Origin of the sequence: Streptomyces musisoli (assembly GCF_016741855.1) — a bacterium.
Lineage (GTDB): Bacteria > Actinomycetota > Actinomycetes > Streptomycetales > Streptomycetaceae > Streptomyces > Streptomyces musisoli.
In genome coordinates this window covers 311,421-328,140 of the sequence record NZ_JAERRH010000008.1, presented here as the reverse complement: position 1 = coordinate 328,140, position 16,720 = coordinate 311,421, and the positions used below count along the sequence as shown (strand labels likewise).

The window sequence follows — 16,720 nt, the reverse complement described above, 5'->3', positions numbered from 1 at the left end:
CTCAAGAGATGACGACTTCCGCGACCTCCGGAACCGGCCCGACCGAGAACTCCATGCGTCGCGCCCTCAAACGAGCCCGGGACGGCGTCGCCCTCGACGTCACCGAGGCGGCGGTGCTCCTCCAGGCGCGCGGCGAGGACCTGACCGCCCTCGCCGCCTCCGCGGCCCGGGTACGGGACGCGGGTCTGGAGGCGGCGGGCAGGCCCGGCGTCATCACGTACTCGAAGAGCGTCTTCATCCCCCTCACCCGGCTGTGCCGGGACAAGTGCCACTACTGCACGTTCGTCACCGTGCCCGGCAAGCTGCGCCGCGCCGGGCACGGGATGTTCATGTCCCCCGACGAGGTGCTGGACATCGCCCGCAAGGGTGCCGCGCTCGGCTGCAAGGAAGCCCTGATCACCCTCGGCGACAAGCCGGAGGACCGCTGGCCGGAGGCGCGCGAGTGGCTCGACGCGCACGGCTACGACGACACCATCGCCTACGTCCGCGCCATCTCCATCCGCATCCTGGAGGAGACGGGTCTGCTGCCCCACCTCAACCCGGGGGTCATGACCTGGACGGACTTCCAGCGTCTGAAGCCGGTCGCGCCGAGCATGGGCATGATGCTGGAGACGACCGCCACCCGGCTCTGGTCCGAGCCCGGCGGCCCGCACCACGGCTCCCCGGACAAGGAGCCGGCCGTGCGGCTGCGGGTGCTGGAGGACGCCGGCCGCTCCTCCGTGCCCTTCACCTCCGGCCTGCTCGTCGGCATCGGCGAGACGTACGAGGAACGCGCCGAGTCGTTGTTCGCCCTGCGGAAGGTGTCCCGTGCCTACCACGGCATCCAGGAGCTGATCATCCAGAACTTCCGCGCCAAGCCGGACACGGCGATGCGCGGCATGCCGGACGCGGAACTGGACGAGCTGGTCGCCACGGTGGCCGTCGCCCGGCACATCCTGGGCCCGGGCGCCTGCCTCCAGGCCCCGCCGAACCTGGTCGACTCCGAGTACGAACGGCTGATCGGCGCCGGCATCGACGACTGGGGCGGGGTGTCGCCCCTGACCATCGACCACGTCAACCCCGAGCGCCCCTGGCCGCGGATCGAGGAGCTGGCCCGGAAGTCGGCGGCGGCGGGCTTCGAGATGCGCGAACGCCTCTGCGTCTACCCGGAGTTCGTCCGCCGCGGCGAACCCTGGCTGGACCCGCGGCTGCGCCCGCACGTGGCCGCCCTGGCCGACCCCGCGACGGGCCTCGCCCTCCCGGACGCGCCGGTCGAGGGCCGCCCGTGGCAGGAGCCCGAGGAGGCCTTCGTGCCGGCCGGGCGCACGGACCTGCACCGCACGATCGACACCGAGGGCCGTACCTCCGACCGGCGTGACGACTTCGACGAGGTGTACGGCGACTGGGAGGCCCTGCGCGAGGCGGCGGCCCCCGGCATGGCCCCGCAGCGCATCGACACCGACGTGCGCGGGGCGCTGCGCACCGCGGCCGACGACCCGACCCGGCTCACCGACGCCGAGGCCCTCGCCCTGCTGCACGCGGACGGTCCGGCGCTGGACGCGCTGTGCCGGGTGGCCGACGACGTCCGCAGGTCGGCCGTCGGCGACGACGTCACCTACATCGTCACCCGCAACATCAACTTCACCAACGTCTGTTACACCGGCTGCCGGTTCTGTGCCTTCGCGCAGCGCCGCACGGACGCGGACGCGTACACGCTGTCACTGGATCAGGTGGCGGACCGTGCCCGGCAGGCGTGGGACGTGGGCGCGGTCGAGGTGTGCATGCAGGGCGGCATCCATCCAGATCTGCCCGGTACGGCGTACTTCGACATCGCGAGGGCGGTGAAGGAGCGCGTCCCCGGCATGCACGTACACGCCTTCTCCCCGATGGAGGTGGTGAACGGCGCGACCCGCACCGGCATGTCGATCCGCGAATGGCTCACGGCCGCCAAGGAGGCCGGCCTGGACTCCATCCCCGGTACGGCGGCGGAGATCCTGGACGACGAGGTCCGCTGGGTGCTGACCAAGGGCAAGCTGCCCACGGCCACCTGGATCGAGGTGATCAGGACCGCCCACGAGCTGGGCATCCGCTCTTCCTCCACGATGATGTACGGGCACGTGGACCAGCCCCGGCACTGGCTCGGCCACCTGCGCACCCTGGCCGGGATCCAGCGCGAGACGGGCGGCTTCACGGAGTTCGTGACCCTGCCCTTCATCCACACCAACGCGCCGGTCTACCTGGCCGGTATCGCCCGCCCCGGCCCGACCGTGCGGGACAACCGGGCGGTGACGGCGATGGCACGGCTGCTGCTGCACCCCTGGATCCCCAACATCCAGACGAGCTGGGTGAAACTGGGCACCGAGGGGGCGGCGGAGATGCTCCGCTCCGGCGCGAACGACGTCGGCGGGACGCTGATGGAGGAGACGATCTCCCGCATGGCGGGCTCCTCCTACGGCTCGTACAAGTCGATCCGCGACCTGGTCGCGGTGGCGGAGGCGGCCGGCCGTCCCGCGAAGCCGCGCACCACGCTCTACGGCGAGGTCTCCGAGGAACGGCGGCGGGCCGCCGAGGCGTCCGACGGGCACCTGCCGGATCTGCTGCCGGTCCTGGACTGAGTACGATGATCCGACCCCCGATCCTGGACGGGGACCCGTAGCGGAGGAGATGCGTCCCGTGGCTGCCCTACTGCCCTCGTGGGCCTGGGTCACCGGTCTGACGGTGGGGGCGACCGCCGCCGTCGTCGCCCTCGCGATACAGGCGGACCACGCGCCGCGACCCGCGGCCGCCGTGACCAGGCCCGCCGCGTCGGCACCGGCGAGCCCGCACGCCTCCGCGTCCCCGAAGACGCCGACCGCGCCCGCCCTGCCGGACGCCTCCGGCGAGGGCCGCCGGATCGTCTACTCGCTGGCCGGGAAGCGGGTGTGGCTGGTCGACGCGACCGGCAAGCCGGTCCGCACGTTCACGGTGTGGCCGGGCACGGTGAACCCGCAGCCCGGCCGCTACTCGATCACCCTGCGCACCCAGTCCCTCAAGGGTTCGGACGGTGTGGAGATCGAGCACGTCATGTACTTCACCAAGGCGTCCGGCGTGAACGTCGCCTTCTCCAACGCCCTGGACGGCGCCTCGCCGCCCCCTGCGAACGGCCAGAAGCTGGGCGGCATCCGCCTCCACAAGGAGGACGGTGCCGCGCTGTGGTCCTTCGGCGATCAGGGCACCAGGGTGGCGGTCGTCAACTAGCGTCCCGGCGGCCGGCGGGCAAGTGGTTGACGATCAACGCCACCCCGCTGAGCAGGAACACCCGGGTCGCCGCGTCCAGCCCGTTCCACGTCTTCGACTGCCACATCGCGAACCACTCGCCGCCGATCGCGATGAACCCGGCGCCGAAGAGCAGCAGGAGCATGAGCAGGCCGTAGGTGGAGAACCGCCGGGCCCGGTCGTGGTCCCGCCGCGCCCACAGCCACGCGCCCCGCACCAGCACGAGCGCCGCCACCGTCTCCCACGCGATGATCAGGACGTAGGCGGTGTCCTGGAGCGCGGTGCTGGTGATCGCGCGCCACATCAGGTCGTCGTCCTGGAACGTGGTGTCCATCGCCAGCACATGCCGCACGAACTGCTGGTTGGTCCCGAAGTCGGTGATGTTCCCGAGGGCGACGAGTGCGATGTAGAGGGCGAGTATGCCGGTGAGGACACCGGCGGCAAGGCTGAGGCCGGTGTGGCGTGTGGGGGTGGTGGTCATGGCTGGATTCTCCCCCGCCCAACACCGCTTTGGCTCGCGATCATTGAGCCAGAGTTACCCCGGCCGGGAGGCGAACCCGAGGCATCCGCCGCCGAACACCGCGGCGTACGACCACCGGGCCGGCGTCACCCCAAGCGGGAGGCGAACCCGAGGAATTCCGTCCAGGTGCCACCACCGACGGCGAGCTGGGCGCGCTCGGGGTCCTTGGAGTCGCGGACGTGAACGGTGGCGGGGGCTATGGCTACCTCGACGCAGTCGGGGCCGTCGTTCCCGCTGTAGCTGCTCTTGAACCAGGTCAGCTTGTCGGTGGTCATGTCTCTTCTCCCAGAATCTTCTCGATGAGAGCCACGGACTCCCGAGGCGAGAGTGACTGCGCTCGGATCATTCCATAGCGCATCTCCAGGATCTGCACTTCCTGTGGCTGACTGATCACTCGGCTGTACAGCTGGCCTTCGGTCTGGCCCATTGTCTTGCCCCTGCGGAGCTTCAGCACACGGAACGAGCCCATCATGCCCGCGTGGTCCTCGCGGTCGGTAGGCATCACCTGGATCTCCACGTGCCTCAACCCAGCCAGTTCCAAGAGGTGTTCGAGCTGCTGCCGAAGGACCAGTCTGCCTCCGACGGGCCGCCGTAGCGTCACCTCTTCCAGCACGAAGGTGATGAGCGGCTTCGGTACCCGCTCGAACACGGACTTCCGTGACATGCGCGCCGTGACGAGCCGGTCGATCTCCTCTTCGGAGTACGAGGGGCGCCGCATCTCGTACAACGCCTGCGCGTACTCGGGGGTCTGGAGGAGTCCGTGGATGTGGAGAGCGGCGTAGGCGCCCATCTCGACCGACTCGTCCTCCAGTTTCTTCAGGTCCCGGACGTTCTTCGGGTACCTGGCCTTCTCGACGTCCTCCTTCATCGCTGCCAGCTTCCCGGCAGCGCCCAGCACCTCATCTGCCGCGTCCAGGAATTCCGGTTGGGGGACTCGTACTCCTCTTTCCACTGCGGAGACCAGATCCATGCCGTAGCCGATGCGCGCGCCCAGTTCTCCCTGCTTCAGGCCCGCGGCTTCACGCCACACCCTGATCTGCCGCCCGACCGCCTTGAGTACGGCCGCGGCCTCCTCGTCCTCCATGCTCACCCTCCGTGTTGACGCTGTCACTCAACAGCGTAGGGGCGGGCGGCGGCGCCGGGTGATGCCAATGGGGAAGTCGATGGCCGGCCGCGTCCCGACCGTCCACGACCCGGTGAACGACCCTTGCGCACCCGGTACTTGGAGCTACGGTCCGTACCGGCGCGCGGGGGGCCACGACCCGGTGGTGCCCGACCCCAGAAGACCAAAGAACCGGGGTAAGAACCGAACCCACCCCCACCGCCCCGTCGCTCACTCGCCGGAGTGAATATGCCCGACGCAACTGGCGCGGCAGGGGAGTCGTCGGGCAGTGTCGGCGACGACCACCTGGCCCAGCACGCCGAGCTGTCGCTCGTGGCCATCGGCCTGGCGCTGCACATCCAGTCGCTGCCGGAGGGGACGCCGATCGGCATCAAGGCGCTGGCGGCGAAGTTCCCCGAGGGAGAGATCCGGATCGCGGCGGCACTGCGCGAGCTGGAGGAACACGGATACCTCTCGCGCCCCAGGGAGCGTCTTCAATCGGGACAAGTGACGACCCGGACGATCTCGTACAACAAGCCGAGGCTCGCGGTGGCCCTCGCCGCCCCGGCGGTGGCATGACCCCGGAACCAGGGCCGACGTGCCACCTCGCGCAGCCGTCGCATCGACGGTCCCACCGGTACCGTACGAGGACCGACACACCTGCCCCGGAGGTCACCGTGAGCGCTCAGACCGACGGCCCGTACGAACCGCTGATCTCCATGCCCGAGCTCACCCCGGACGCATTGCGGGCGGCGGTCGCCCGCATCGCTCCGAGCCGGGTCCCAGCTCTCACGCAGCACCTTTTCGAAGCCACGACCAATGCCCAGCAGACCCAGAGCCTGGCGCCCCTGCGAGCCTTCGTACACTCCTGGGCCGTCTTCGTGGCCATTGAACGGCACCCGGAACGCGCGGCCCGGCTGAAGGAACTGGAACGCATCGTGGACGGGGGGCAGCAGGACCCGACGCCTGCCGTCGAGGAGATCCGTGCGATCCGTGCGGCGGCCGAGGCGGAGGCCGGGCTGTGACGGATTGGGCCTGGGACTAGAACCCGAGCGCCGAGTACATCACCGACGGGCTGCCCCCGGGGGTGGTGGCAGAGGTGGAACGCCTCGCGGTCGAGTTGGCTGCTCTCGGCCAAGACGCCGTCAAGTGGGCCGGCCCTTCGATCGCGAGGGTGGGCTGCGGGAATTCGACATCCTCCAAGGACGGGGCTTCATCGGCTTCCTGGCCGTGCCGCGGCACGAGTGCGTGTATGTCTGCAACGTCACGTGGTACGGCTGACCTCATCCCGGTCCCAGGCTGATCGGGAATGACCGGCCGGGGCGGATTTGTCCCGCTGAACGGATCGTTCCCGGTCGATTACAGTGCCTTGCGTCGTACAGACGGACCGTGCCGTGGGAGGTCTGGTGAGCGCCACGTCCGGTGCCGTGTGGGGCCGCGCCGAGCAGCAGGACTTCCGCAGCCGGGTGCGCGGCACGCTGCTCGGGGCCGCGTTGGGCGACGCCCTCGGCGGGCCCGCCGACGCGCTGTCCCTGGAGGAGATCCGGGCCGCGTACGGCGGCGAGGGGCTGCTGGACCTGGTCTTCGGGCACGGCAGGCGCGGCACGGTCACCCACCACACCCAGCTGAGCCTGTTCAGCGTGGACGGGCTGATCCGCGCGCAGGTGCGTCGCGACACCGGCGCCTGGCACCCGCCGACCGATCTGCACCGGGCGTATCTGCGCTGGGCGGCGACCCAGCGGGACTGGGGGCCCGACGAGCGCCGCAAGGACGACGGGTGGCTGGCCCGGGAGGAGTGGCTGTACGCCCGCCGGGACCCGTCCCGGGCGCTGCTCGTCGGCTTCGGCGACGGGACCATGGGCACGCTGGAGACCCCGAAGAACCCGGGAGAGCTGGGCCCGGAGGCCGTCGCCCGCTCGGCGCCCTTCGGCCTGCTGGTCGGCTGGGAGCCGCAGCTCGTCGTCCAGCTGGCGGTGGAGTGCGCGGCCCAGACCCACGGTCACCCCATCGCCTACCTGTCGGCGGGCGCGTACGCCGTGATCGTGCACGCGCTGGCCCGGGGCGACAGTCTCGACGGCGCGGTGCAGCGGGCTCTCGCCCTGCTCGCCGCCCGCCCCGGGCACCAGCCGGTCTCCGACGCCCTCCAGCACGCCCTCGGTGCCGTACGGCAGGGGATGCCGACTCCCGCCCGGGTGGAGGAACTGGCCGGGGACGGCACGGCGGACGGGCTGCTGGCGGCGTCCGTGTACTGCGCGCTGGTGGGGGAGGACGTACGGCACGGTCTGTGCCTGGCGGTGAACCAGAGCGGTCCGTCGGCCGCCGCGGGTGCCCTCACCGGGGGTCTGCTGGGTGCCCTGCACGGCGAGACGGCCCTCCCGCCGGCCTGGCTGGTCGAGCTGGAAGGCCGCCCGACGATCCTGGAACTCGCCGACGACTTCTCCATGGAGATGACCCAGGGCCCGGCCCTGCACGGCCCCACCGGCTCCTCCCCGGGCTGGCTGGCCCGGTATCCGCGTTAGCCGTCGCTGTCAGGCGATGATGGCCTGGAAGAACCTGATGCCTCCCGCGACGCTGGCGACGCCGGCGACCACCGCTGCCGACAGGGGGTAGCCGGCCCGTACGGTGAAATGTCTCGGAGGACGTCCAGGCGGCGCCGGTCATGCTGGCGTCAAGAGACAGGCATCTCGTCGTCGGTGCCGTCGAGTAGGTTCTGTCCGTTCGGCCCGACAGGCGGGCCTCCGAACTCGAGGACTCGTCGCTGTGAGCATCCACATGCATATGCGCGCCGTCGCGGAATCCGAGATCCGGGACGACCACACCTGGCTTGCGGCGTTCATGTGGGAGGCTTGGGAGAACCACGCCGCCGAGTACGCAGCGGGCGTGGCCGTCTCGATCGACAAGGTCTGGGGCGCCGTCAATGACCTCTACGCCGCTGCCGAAGTCCTCGACGCAGACGCCGCCAAGCCCTGGAAGCTGCCGATTTACGGTGGCCGTCCCGTCGCTCACAGCGGCGACGCCGACCCCTCCAACCCCCCGATGGGGATTCTGGAGCCGCCTGAGGTGTCACAGGCCGCAGGCTTCCTCGGACGTGTCTCGTTCGACGAGCTGTGGAACGTCGCCAGTGCCAAGCTCGTCTGGTCCGGCAGGGACGAGGCGCAGGTCAGGCTGGAGTTCCTCGACCATCACAGGCCCCTCCAAGAGTTCTACGGCCGGGCGGCTGCAGCAGGCCACGCCGTCGTCAGGGCGGTGTGGGCCTGAGGCTCGTGATCAATACACCTAGTCCTTCACCGCCGTACCGATGACGTCGTCCCCCGCCCCCGCAGGCACCGGCACCGCCTGCGCCGCGCCCTCGTCGTCCGTGTTGACCTTCTCGATCACGGCCATCCGCTCCGGCGTGTCCTCCGGCTTCAGGTAGCCGATCAGGACGTACAGGACCAGGGAGACGGCGAGCGGGATCGAGACCTGGTACTGGAGCGGCACGCCCCCGTCGACGTTCCAGTTGATCGGGTAGTTGACCAGCCAGAACGCCAGCAGACCGGCCGCCCAGCCGGTGAGCGCCGCCGTCGGCCCGGACCGGCGGAACGCCCGGAGCAGACCGAGCATCATCGGGATCGCGATCGGCCCCATCAGACCGGCCACCCACTTGATGACGACCGTGATGATGTCCTTGAACGCGGGCGAGTCGACCTGCGTCGCGACCGCCATGGACAGGCCGAGGAAGACGACCGTCGTGACCCGGGCCGCGATCAGCCCCGAACGCTCACCCCACGCCCGGGCCCGCGCGGACACCGCCGGCGCCACGTCCCGCGTGAACACGGCCGCGATGGCGTTCGCGTCGGAGGAGCACATCGCCATGGTGTGGGAGAAGAAGCCGACGATGACCAGGCCCAGCAGACCGTGCGGCAGCAGTTGTTCGGTCATCAGCGCGTAGGAGTCGGAGCCGTCCGGCTTCTGCGCGTGCACCAGCAGCGGGGACATCCACATGGGGAAGAACAGGACCACCGGCCAGACGAGCCACAGCGCCGCCGACAGCCGGGCCGAGCGCTCGGCCTGGCGTGCGCTGCCCGTCGCCATGTAGCGCTGGGCCTGGTTCAGCATGCCGCCGTTGTACTCGAAGAGCTTGATGAACAGGAACGCCAGCAGGAACACCGTGCCGTACGGGCCCACCAGCGGCTTGCCGTGACCGTGCAGCGCGGGCTCGTCCCACGCCCCGAGGAAGCCGATGTCCTTGTCGCTCAGCTTCACCACGACCGCGACGAACATGGAGACGCCGGCCAGCAACTGGATGACGAACTGGCCGAGTTCGGTCAGCGCGTCCGCCCACAGGCCGCCGATCGTGCAGTAGACGGCGGTGATCGCGCCGGTGATGAGGATGCCCTGGTTCAGCGAGACCCCGGTGAACACGGACAGCAGCGTGGCGATCGCCGCCCACTTGGCGCCCACGTCCACGATCTTCAGCAGCATGCCGGACCAGGCGAGCGCCTGCTGGGTCGGCAGGTTGTAGCGGTTCTTGAGGTACTCCAGCGGGGAGGCCACATGGAGCCGGGAACGCAGCCGGTTGATGCGCGGCGCGAACAGCTTCGAGCCGATGGCGATGCCGAGCGCGATGGGGAAGGACCAGGTGATGAAGGAGGTGACGCCGTAGGTGTAGGCGATGCCCGCGTACCCGGTGAACATCACGGCGCTGTAGCCCGACATGTGGTGCGAGATGCCGGAGAGCCACCAGGGCATCTTGCCGCCGGCCGTGAAGAAGTCGGAGACGTTGTCCACGCGCTTGTGCGACCAGACACCGATCGCGACCATCACTCCGAAGTAGCCGATGAGCACGGCCCAGTCGAGACTGTTCATGTGCCCGATCGTGAGTCCGCCTACATGAACGCGACAAGCAATCGGTACGTCAAGTCACGGTAAAATTGTTCGACTTGATGACCTCGATTCATGTGTATGAACAAGCAGGTGATCGCCGAAGCCCCCTCGGCCGCCCGCTACCGCATCAGCTCCCCGGCGTTGACCAGCAGCGACTGCCCCGTGATCGCCCGCGCCCGGTCCGAGGCGAGGAACACCGCCGCGTCCGCCACGTCCCCGTCGGTGGCCAGCTCCGGCAGCGCCATCCGCTCGCCCAGCCGGCCCAGCACCTCGTCCTCCGGCAGCCCCTCCGTCTGCGCGGTGAACCGGACGTACGCCTGCACCGGCGGCCCCCACATCCAGCCCGGCAGCACGGTGTTGACCCGGATCCGGAACGGCCCCAGCTCCCGGGCCAGTGAGTACATCGCACTGGTCAGCGCCCCCTTCGAGGCGGCGTACGCGGCCTGCTTCACCTGTGAGGGCGCGGCCACGGCCGACTGTGTCCCGATGAACACCACCGACCCGCCCCCGCCCTCCTTCAGCGCCGGCAGGCACGCCCGGGTCATCCGCAGCGTCCCCAGCAGGTTCACGTCGAGGACCGACCGCCAGCTCGCGAAGTCGGCGTCCTCCAGGCCGCCGAAGTACGAGTCCCAGGCGGCCACGTGCACCACGGCGTCGATCGCGCCGAACCTCTCCCGCGCCAGCGCCGCCAGCGCCTCGCACTGCCCCTCGTCGGTGATGTCGGCCACCCGGTACGCCGTGCGCGTGCCGTCCGGGTCGATCCCGGCCGCGCTCTTGGCGAGGTTGGCCTCGGTGCGCGCCCCGAGCACCGCGTTCCCGCCGTCCCGCACGACGGCCGCGGCGACCTGGTGGCCGAGCCCGGCCCCGACACCCGAGACGACGACGGTCTTGCCGGTGAGCAGGGACATCGGGGCCTCCCGGGGTCTGGCGTTCTATCTGACGGAGCGTCAGAGTATGGGCGTCCGCGGGAGGACGGAAGGGGAACAGCATGAGCGAGGACACCCACAGCGAGCTGTACGCCGAGCTGGCCGCCGCAGGACCGTACGGCGTCCGCCCCGGCCACGCCCTGATCACCATGGTCGAGCCGCACCCCGGCCACGAGTACGCCTACAACCGCTGGTACGAGGACGACCACTACTACGCCGGCGCGATGGCCATGCCCTGGATGTACGCGGGCCGCCGCTGGGTCGCGACCCGGGAGCTCCAGCTCCTGCGCTACCCGGAGAAGTCGGCGGTCGCCCAGCCGGTCACGGCCGGCTGCTACCTCTCCACCTACTGGATCACCGCCGGCCGCTACGCCGACCACATGAAGTGGACGGTCGCCATCAACAAGCGCCTCAACCGGGACGCCCGCGTCCACCACGCCCGCACCCACGTCTTCACGGCCTTCCAGGACCACGAGACGACGGTGTACCGGGACGGCGCCGCGGGGCCCAGGGACTTCCATGCCCTCGACCACCCCTACGCCGGCCTGGTGCTGGAGGTGATCGACACCGAGTCACCGCAGCAGCGGACCGAACTCCTCCAGTGGCTGCACACCCGCCATCTGCCCCGCCGCCTCGCGGGCTCCCCGTCCGCCCTGGTGACCGTGTTCCGGCCCACCCCGCTGCCGGGCGACCGCATGACCTACGTCAAGCAGGTGGAGGGCGTGACCACCCGGCTGACCCTGCTGTGGTTCCTGGAGACGGACCCCCGGGAGTGCTGGCAGGAGCACTTCTGCGGACTGGACGAGCAGGTGGCGGACGCGGGCCTGGGCCGGGTGGAACTGGTGGCGCCGTTCATCCCCACGGTGCCGGGCACGGACACGTACGTGGCCGAGCTGCGCGGGACCGAATAGCCCCGGCCGGCCCGGACCCGCCCGCGGGCCCAGGGCCCCGGGCGGACGGCGGGGAGGTCACTTCAGTTCGTCGGGGCACGGCGTACCGCGGGGCAGCTGGTACGGGGCGGCCAGGTGGTACGTCCCGGCCCGCGGAGCGAGCAGCACCGTCCACCTGTCGCCGTTCCCGTCCTCCGGCGTCTGCAACAGGCACCCGTTGACGTTCCGGTACGCCTTCGGCGTACCGGTGGACGCCTGCGGCGGCTTCACGCTCTTGCCGTGCTCGTCGACGACGCTCAGCCACGGGGAGTACGGAATCCGTATCAGGATCCGCCCGGCCTTCTTCACCTGCAACGTCATCTCGCCCTGCTCGGCCCGGTCGACCACCGCGTTCGGCTCGGCGAGCGGCGCCGGATCCGTCACCTTGAACAGCTGCCAGTTGGTGTCGCCCCAGACCTGCTTCAGATACGGCATCCCGCGCCGCAGCAGCTCCCGCTCGCCGCCGTCGCCGTCCACGTTGTCCTTGGGCAGCACCACGAAGTGCACCGCCCACCGCTGGAGCCACTCGTGGTAGGTCGCCGAGTTGAGCGTGTCGTCGTAGAAGAGCGGATTGCGCTCCATGTCGGCCTGCCGGTTCCAGCCCCGGGCCAGGTTGACGTACGGCGCGAGCGCGGAGGCCTCGCGGTGGGAGCGGGCGGGGACCACCTCGACGCGGCCCTTCTCGGCGCCGGCCTTCTGGAGCTCGTTGACGAGCGGGGCCAGCTCCCGCGCCCAGGAGGCGGCCGGCGTGGTGTGGATGATGTCGTCCACCGACTTGAAGCCGATCCAGCCGACGAAGCCGAGGAAGGCCAGCACGGTCACGTACCACGTGCGGGTCTTCGGCACGGTGTACGGCAGGGCCGCGATCAGGGTCGCGCCCGCGAACAGCATCGGCAGCCGCGAGATGTTGGACCCGATCTGCGAGCTGATCAGCCACACCAGGACGACACCGACGCTGTAGACGGCGGCCGTCAGCCGGACGGTCACCCACTCCTTCGGCACCAGGAACAGGCACAGCAGGCCGTACAGCAGCGGCAGTATCACCGAGCCGATCCCCATCGGCTGGGTGCCGGAGAACGGGAACAGCCAGGCCGACACCGCGACCACCGCCGACGGCGCGATCCCCAGCGCCCAGGCACCCGGGCGCCGCTTCTGGAGGAACAGCGCGACCGCGACCAGGCCCACGAACAGCCCCGCGACCGGCGAGGCCATCGTGGCGAGCGCGGCCAGCGGGGCGGCTACCAGGGCCTTCGCCCAGCGTTTGTACCGCCACCGGTACGGCCAGCAGAACACGGCCGCGACCGAGCCGAGCGCGAACATCGTGCCCAGCCCGAAGGTCACCCGGCCCGAGATCGCGTTGCAGATCAGTGCGAAGAGCGCGGCGAGCGAGACCCACAGCGGGTTCTTCACCGCCCGGCTGCGGATGAGGAGCATCGTCAGCAGCCCCGCCGACAGCGTCCCGGCGATCATCATCGTCGTACGGACGCCGAGGACCGACATCAGGTACGGCGACACCACGCTGTACGACACCGGGTGCATGCCCCCGTACCAGGCGAGGTTGTACGCCGAGTCCGGGTGCCGGCCGACGAACTCGGCCCAGGCGTCCTGCGCGGCCAGATCGCCGCCGCTGTTGGCGAACGTGAAGAACCAGACGATGTGCAGGACACCCGAGAGCGCGGTCATGGACAGCACGGGGTGCCGCAGCAGCCGCTGCCGGAGGGGTTCGAGGAGGGCGAGCGCACGGGCACGTGCGCCGGGACGGTCTGCCAGGGCTCCGTCACCGTCCGTGCCGGACGGTGTGCGGGCGGCCCCGGCGACGGACGTGTCGGCGGCCGTATCCGTCGCGACGTCGGTCATGGACAGACGTATTCGCGGCCCGGATTCCGGCCCCGGATCGGCGTCGTCGGCGCGTGTCGGCTCCGCTGTGGCCACCTGAAGGCACTCCCCGTGTCCTGTTTTCTGTTCTCGGCCGCTTCCTACGGTGTTCCCGGCCGCTTTCCGTCCAGTTCGCGGTTTCGCCCCGTGACCCCGCGACCTGCCCCGATTCGTGACGCTAGCACGCACCCCGCGACGGGGCTCCCGGGTGGGGCTCCGTCGACGGGGTGCGCGGATGGGCCGGCGGCCGTGTGGTCAGCCCAGACGCGTGAGCTTGGCGCCGAAACCGGGCTCCGCGAGATCCTTCTGGAGGGCCACGGGAACCTTCACGGCACCGGCCGAGCCGTCACCGACGGTGAGCGTGCCGACCTGGGTGCCGGCCTTCGCCGTGTGCGGCACGGTCCCGGAGGCGAAGGACAGCTTCACCTTCAGGCCGGCCCAGCCGACGGCCGTGACGTCCTTGGTGATCACGATCGGGGTGTGGCCGCCGAGCCCGTCGTCCACGTAGCCGACCACGTCCCCCTTCTTGAGGATCTTCGACGAGGTCAGCGCGTCCTGGGCGGCGAGCAGCGCGGTCTGGCTGACCTTGTTGGCCGTCTCGAGGATCTTCGGCTTGTGCTGGCCGAGGATCGCGCCGACGAGGGTCACCGTCTGCCCGCCGACCTTCTTGCGGGAGGCGAAGAGCAGGTTGCCGCCGGCCTTGGAGGTGCTGCCGGTCTTGATGCCGAGCGCGCCGATGTTGTACGGCAGGTGGTTGGTGTTGTCCCAGTACTTGCCGGACGGGTCGGTCCAGCTGGCGGAGCTGGTGATGGCGACCAGGGCCGGGACCTTGACGAACGCGCGGCCGAGCTTCACCTGGTCCCCGGCGGTGGAGACGGTGGTCTCCTTCAGCCCCGAGGGGTCGGTGTACGTCGTGTGGGTCATCCCGAGTTCCTTGGCGGTGGCGTTCATCTTCTTGACGAACGCCGCCTCCGAGCCCGCGTCCCAGCGCGCGAGGAGCCGCGCGATGTTGTTGGCGGAGGGGATGAGGACGGCCGACAGGGCCTGCCTCTGGGTGAGGGACTGACCGGCCTTGACGGTGTCGAGCGTCGACTCGCCGTCCTTGTTGTAGCCGCCCTCCTTCTCCGCCGTCGGGTCGATCTTGATCTTCGGGCCTTCCTGCCCCGGCTTCAGCGGGTGGTCCCTCAGGATGATGTAGGAGGTCATGGTCTTGGCGACCGAGCCGATGGCCACGGGGGTCTGCTTGCCGAAGCTGCCCATCGTGCCGATGCCGTCGCCGTCGAGCCAGCCCTGGCCCTCGCCCGGCCAGGGCAGGTTCGTCTTGCCGTCGAAGGTGTACGTGTCCTTCGCGGTGAGCGAGAGGGTGGGGGACGGCAGCGGGCGGAAGGTCTGCACGACCGCGAAGACGATCGCCAGGAGCACGACCAGGGGGGTCCAGATCTTGACCCGGCGCACGACCGTGCGGACCGGGGTCTCCGGGGGCGGGGGCGTGTTGGTCAGCTCCGCCAGCAGGTCCAGCGGGGGCTTGGGCGGGAGCGGCTGCTGGGTGGTGCGTTCCGGGCCGACCTGGGGGACGGGGGTGGTGGCGTCGGGGGGCGTGACCGGGGGTGCGACCGCGGACCTGGGCTTGCCGGCCGGGCGCATGTCGTTCTTCAGCGCGACGAACTTGCTGGTGCGCTCGGGGTCGGACTCGGCCGGGGCCGCGGAAGCCTCGGACTTGGAGCCCCCGGGCTTGGAGCCCTTGGGCTTGGCATCCTTGGGTTCGGCGTCCTTGGGCGTGCCGGCCTTGGGAGCGGCGTCCCTGGGCTTGGCGTCCTCGGGCGTGCCGTCCTTGGGCTCGGCGTTCGTGGGCGTGCCGCCGAGCTTGAGCATGGTGGTCGGCTGGTCGACGCGGGGCTTCTTGGGCTGTACGGCCTTGAAAACGGTGGTCGGCTGATCGACGCCGTCCGCGGACGGCTTGGGCGCCGCCTCGGCGGGCTCGGCCTCCGCCTCGGCTTCGCCTTCGGCGGCGTCCGTCTTCCCACCCGCACCACCCGTGCGGCTCTCGTCGTCACCTGCGGGTGGCCCCTGTGGGGCGTCCCCGCCATCGGCGACCACCGGCCCGTCCCCGACCGCACCCACCTCAGCCTCGGCCGCCGCGCCGTCGGCCTTGGTGTTCGCGTTGCTCTCGGCGCTCGCGTCCGTGTCGCTCTTCGCCGCCGAGCCGCCCTTGGCGCCCGCGTCGGTCTTCGGGCTCGCCTCCGCCTTGTTCTTCGCGTCGTCGCTGTTCGCGCTCGCGTCGGCCTTCGCCCCCGCGGCACGCTTGGCGCCCGCGTCGGTCTTCGAGTCCGCCGCCGGCTCGTTCGTCGAGTCCGCGTCCGCCGTGGTGTTCGGCTCGGTCACGGTCTTCGGGTTCGGCTTGGTCTTCGCGTCTGCGTCGGCCTCGGTGTCCGCCTTGGCCTCCGCGTCCGTCGTGGCCGGCTTGTTCTTCGCGTTCATGTCACGCTTGGCGCCGGCGCCGGCGCCGTCCTTGTCGGCCGCGTCGTCCTTGTCGGCCGCGTCGTCCTCGTCGGTCGCGTCGGCCTTCGTACCGGCGTCGGCGGTCGCGGTGGCCGCATCCGTCTCCGCGCCGTCCGCGTCCGTCGGCTCGTCCGAGGTCGGCTCGTCCGAGGTCGCCTCCGTGTCCGCGGCCGTGCCAGACGGCGTCTCACGCTCGGCTTCCGTCTCGGACGTCGCCCCGGGGCCGGACTCGGCGCGGCCGGCCGGTGAGGCCTTGTCCTCGGTCGCCGCCCCGGCCGAGGCATCGGTCCCGGGCGAAGTCTCCGGCTTCGCCTTCGGGTTGGACGGGGCCCCGGAGTTCGCGTCCGTGTCGTCCTCGGACTTGGCCTCGTTCTCGGCCCCCGTCTTCCCGGACTTTGCAGTCGCGTTGGTTCCCGGCTCGCGTACCCACGCCGAGACCGCCGCCCGCAGGGCGGCGTCCTCGCCGGACGCGGAGGAGTTCTCGCCGGACGCGGGGGAGTTCTCGGCGCCGGCCGGCTCATCCGGCTCGGCCGGGGTTTCGGCTCGTACGGTCAGGACCTTCGTCGCCGTGTCCGTACCGCCGCCCGAGGAATCCTTTTCACGGGCGACCGCGAGACGCGGATCGCGCGCCTCGGGAACCGAACCCGCGCTCCCCGACGTCGGTTCCACCGACGACTCGCGCTTCTTCGACCTGTCGGGGGACTCGCCCGCCACCGATGCCTCCTCCTGCGCCGCACGCCTGCACGCGCCCTGTCCGAACCATGTACCA

General features: G+C 70.8%; 14 protein-coding genes. 7 read left to right on the top strand and 7 right to left on the bottom strand.

Going from position 1 to position 16,720, the window contains the following annotated elements:
- The first annotated feature begins 8 nt into the window (after window positions 1-8).
- Window positions 9-2,594, top strand: coding sequence for a bifunctional FO biosynthesis protein CofGH (locus tag JK361_RS22975; protein WP_201821232.1), 2,586 nt, complete (start codon window positions 9-11; stop codon window positions 2,592-2,594).
- Window positions 2,595-2,643: 49 nt separating this feature from the next.
- Window positions 2,644-3,216, top strand: coding sequence for a hypothetical protein (locus tag JK361_RS22970; RefSeq protein WP_201821230.1), 573 nt, complete (start codon window positions 2,644-2,646; stop codon window positions 3,214-3,216).
- On the opposite strand, the gene JK361_RS22965 is transcribed toward JK361_RS22970, so the two are convergent.
- The 3 genes from JK361_RS22965 to JK361_RS22955 form a co-directional block, all read right to left on the bottom strand.
- Window positions 3,209-3,715: a DUF2165 domain-containing protein gene (locus JK361_RS22965; protein WP_201821228.1), complete on the bottom strand. Its 507-nt coding sequence runs from the start codon at window positions 3,713-3,715 to the stop codon at window positions 3,209-3,211. The two genes, JK361_RS22970 and JK361_RS22965, sit on opposite strands and share 8 nt — an antisense overlap.
- 125 nt (window positions 3,716-3,840) lie before the next feature.
- A complete protein-coding gene (locus JK361_RS22960; RefSeq protein ID WP_201821226.1) occupies window positions 3,841-4,029 on the bottom strand; it encodes a DUF397 domain-containing protein in 189 nt (62 codons plus the stop codon).
- Window positions 4,026-4,838 (bottom strand): helix-turn-helix domain-containing protein, encoded by an 813-nt coding sequence (locus JK361_RS22955; protein ID WP_201821224.1) that lies wholly within the window; start codon window positions 4,836-4,838, stop codon window positions 4,026-4,028. The genes JK361_RS22960 and JK361_RS22955 overlap by 4 nt, the downstream gene beginning before the upstream one ends.
- Window positions 4,839-5,105: 267 nt before the next feature.
- Here JK361_RS22955 and JK361_RS22950 point away from each other — a divergent pair, with 267 nt between their 5' ends.
- From JK361_RS22950 to JK361_RS22935, 4 genes are all read left to right on the top strand, one after another.
- Complete coding sequence (locus tag JK361_RS22950) at window positions 5,106-5,435, top strand: hypothetical protein (RefSeq protein WP_372448733.1); 330 nt, start codon at window positions 5,106-5,108, stop codon at window positions 5,433-5,435.
- A 98-nt stretch (window positions 5,436-5,533) separates the two neighbouring features.
- A complete protein-coding gene (locus JK361_RS22945; protein WP_201821222.1) occupies window positions 5,534-5,881 on the top strand; it encodes a DUF6247 family protein in 348 nt (115 codons plus the stop codon).
- Between the two features lie 381 nt (window positions 5,882-6,262).
- Complete coding sequence (locus JK361_RS22940; protein ID WP_201821221.1) at window positions 6,263-7,375, top strand: ADP-ribosylglycohydrolase family protein; 1,113 nt, start codon at window positions 6,263-6,265, stop codon at window positions 7,373-7,375.
- A gap of 241 nt (window positions 7,376-7,616) precedes the next feature.
- Window positions 7,617-8,114 (top strand): DUF1877 family protein, encoded by a 498-nt coding sequence (locus tag JK361_RS22935; RefSeq protein ID WP_201821220.1) that lies wholly within the window; start codon window positions 7,617-7,619, stop codon window positions 8,112-8,114.
- An 18-nt stretch (window positions 8,115-8,132) separates the two neighbouring features.
- On the opposite strand, the gene JK361_RS22930 is transcribed toward JK361_RS22935, so the two are convergent.
- A complete protein-coding gene (locus tag JK361_RS22930) occupies window positions 8,133-9,704 on the bottom strand; it encodes a sodium:solute symporter family protein (RefSeq protein ID WP_201821219.1) in 1,572 nt (523 codons plus the stop codon).
- Window positions 9,705-9,841: 137 nt separating this feature from the next.
- Window positions 9,842-10,630, bottom strand: coding sequence for an SDR family oxidoreductase (locus tag JK361_RS22925; RefSeq protein ID WP_201821218.1), 789 nt, complete (start codon window positions 10,628-10,630; stop codon window positions 9,842-9,844).
- Between the two features lie 80 nt (window positions 10,631-10,710).
- On the opposite strand from JK361_RS22925, the gene JK361_RS22920 reads away from it, so the two are divergent.
- Window positions 10,711-11,559 (top strand): hypothetical protein, encoded by an 849-nt coding sequence (locus JK361_RS22920; protein WP_201821217.1) that lies wholly within the window; start codon window positions 10,711-10,713, stop codon window positions 11,557-11,559.
- A 57-nt stretch (window positions 11,560-11,616) separates the two neighbouring features.
- Here the strand turns inward: JK361_RS22920 and JK361_RS22915 are convergent, their stop codons facing one another.
- Entirely contained in the window at window positions 11,617-13,509 is a 1,893-nt protein-coding gene (locus tag JK361_RS22915) for a DUF8823 domain-containing protein (RefSeq protein WP_201821215.1), read from the bottom strand.
- 198 nt (window positions 13,510-13,707) lie between these two features.
- Entirely contained in the window at window positions 13,708-16,665 is a 2,958-nt protein-coding gene (locus tag JK361_RS22910) for a D-alanyl-D-alanine carboxypeptidase (RefSeq protein ID WP_201821214.1), read from the bottom strand.
- Window positions 16,666-16,720: the final 55 nt, after the last annotated feature.

Bases quoted from the DNA above. Each gene is read 5' to 3' on its own strand.
- JK361_RS22930 (WP_201821219.1), bottom strand. From the start codon at position 9,704: ATGAACAGTCTCGACTGGGCCGTGCTCATCGGCTACTTCGGAGTGATG.
- JK361_RS22925 (WP_201821218.1), bottom strand. From the start codon at position 10,630: ATGTCCCTGCTCACCGGCAAGACCGTCGTCGTCTCGGGTGTCGGGGCC.
- JK361_RS22960 (WP_201821226.1), bottom strand. From the start codon at position 4,029: ATGACCACCGACAAGCTGACCTGGTTCAAGAGCAGCTACAGCGGGAAC.
- JK361_RS22920 (WP_201821217.1), top strand. From the start codon at position 10,711: ATGAGCGAGGACACCCACAGCGAGCTGTACGCCGAGCTGGCCGCCGCA.
- JK361_RS22955 (WP_201821224.1), bottom strand. From the start codon at position 4,838: ATGGAGGACGAGGAGGCCGCGGCCGTACTCAAGGCGGTCGGGCGGCAG.
- JK361_RS22975 (WP_201821232.1), top strand. From the start codon at position 9: ATGACGACTTCCGCGACCTCCGGAACCGGCCCGACCGAGAACTCCATG.
- JK361_RS22970 (WP_201821230.1), top strand. From the start codon at position 2,644: ATGCGTCCCGTGGCTGCCCTACTGCCCTCGTGGGCCTGGGTCACCGGT.
- JK361_RS22965 (WP_201821228.1), bottom strand. From the start codon at position 3,715: ATGACCACCACCCCCACACGCCACACCGGCCTCAGCCTTGCCGCCGGT.
- JK361_RS22950 (WP_372448733.1), top strand. From the start codon at position 5,106: ATGCCCGACGCAACTGGCGCGGCAGGGGAGTCGTCGGGCAGTGTCGGC.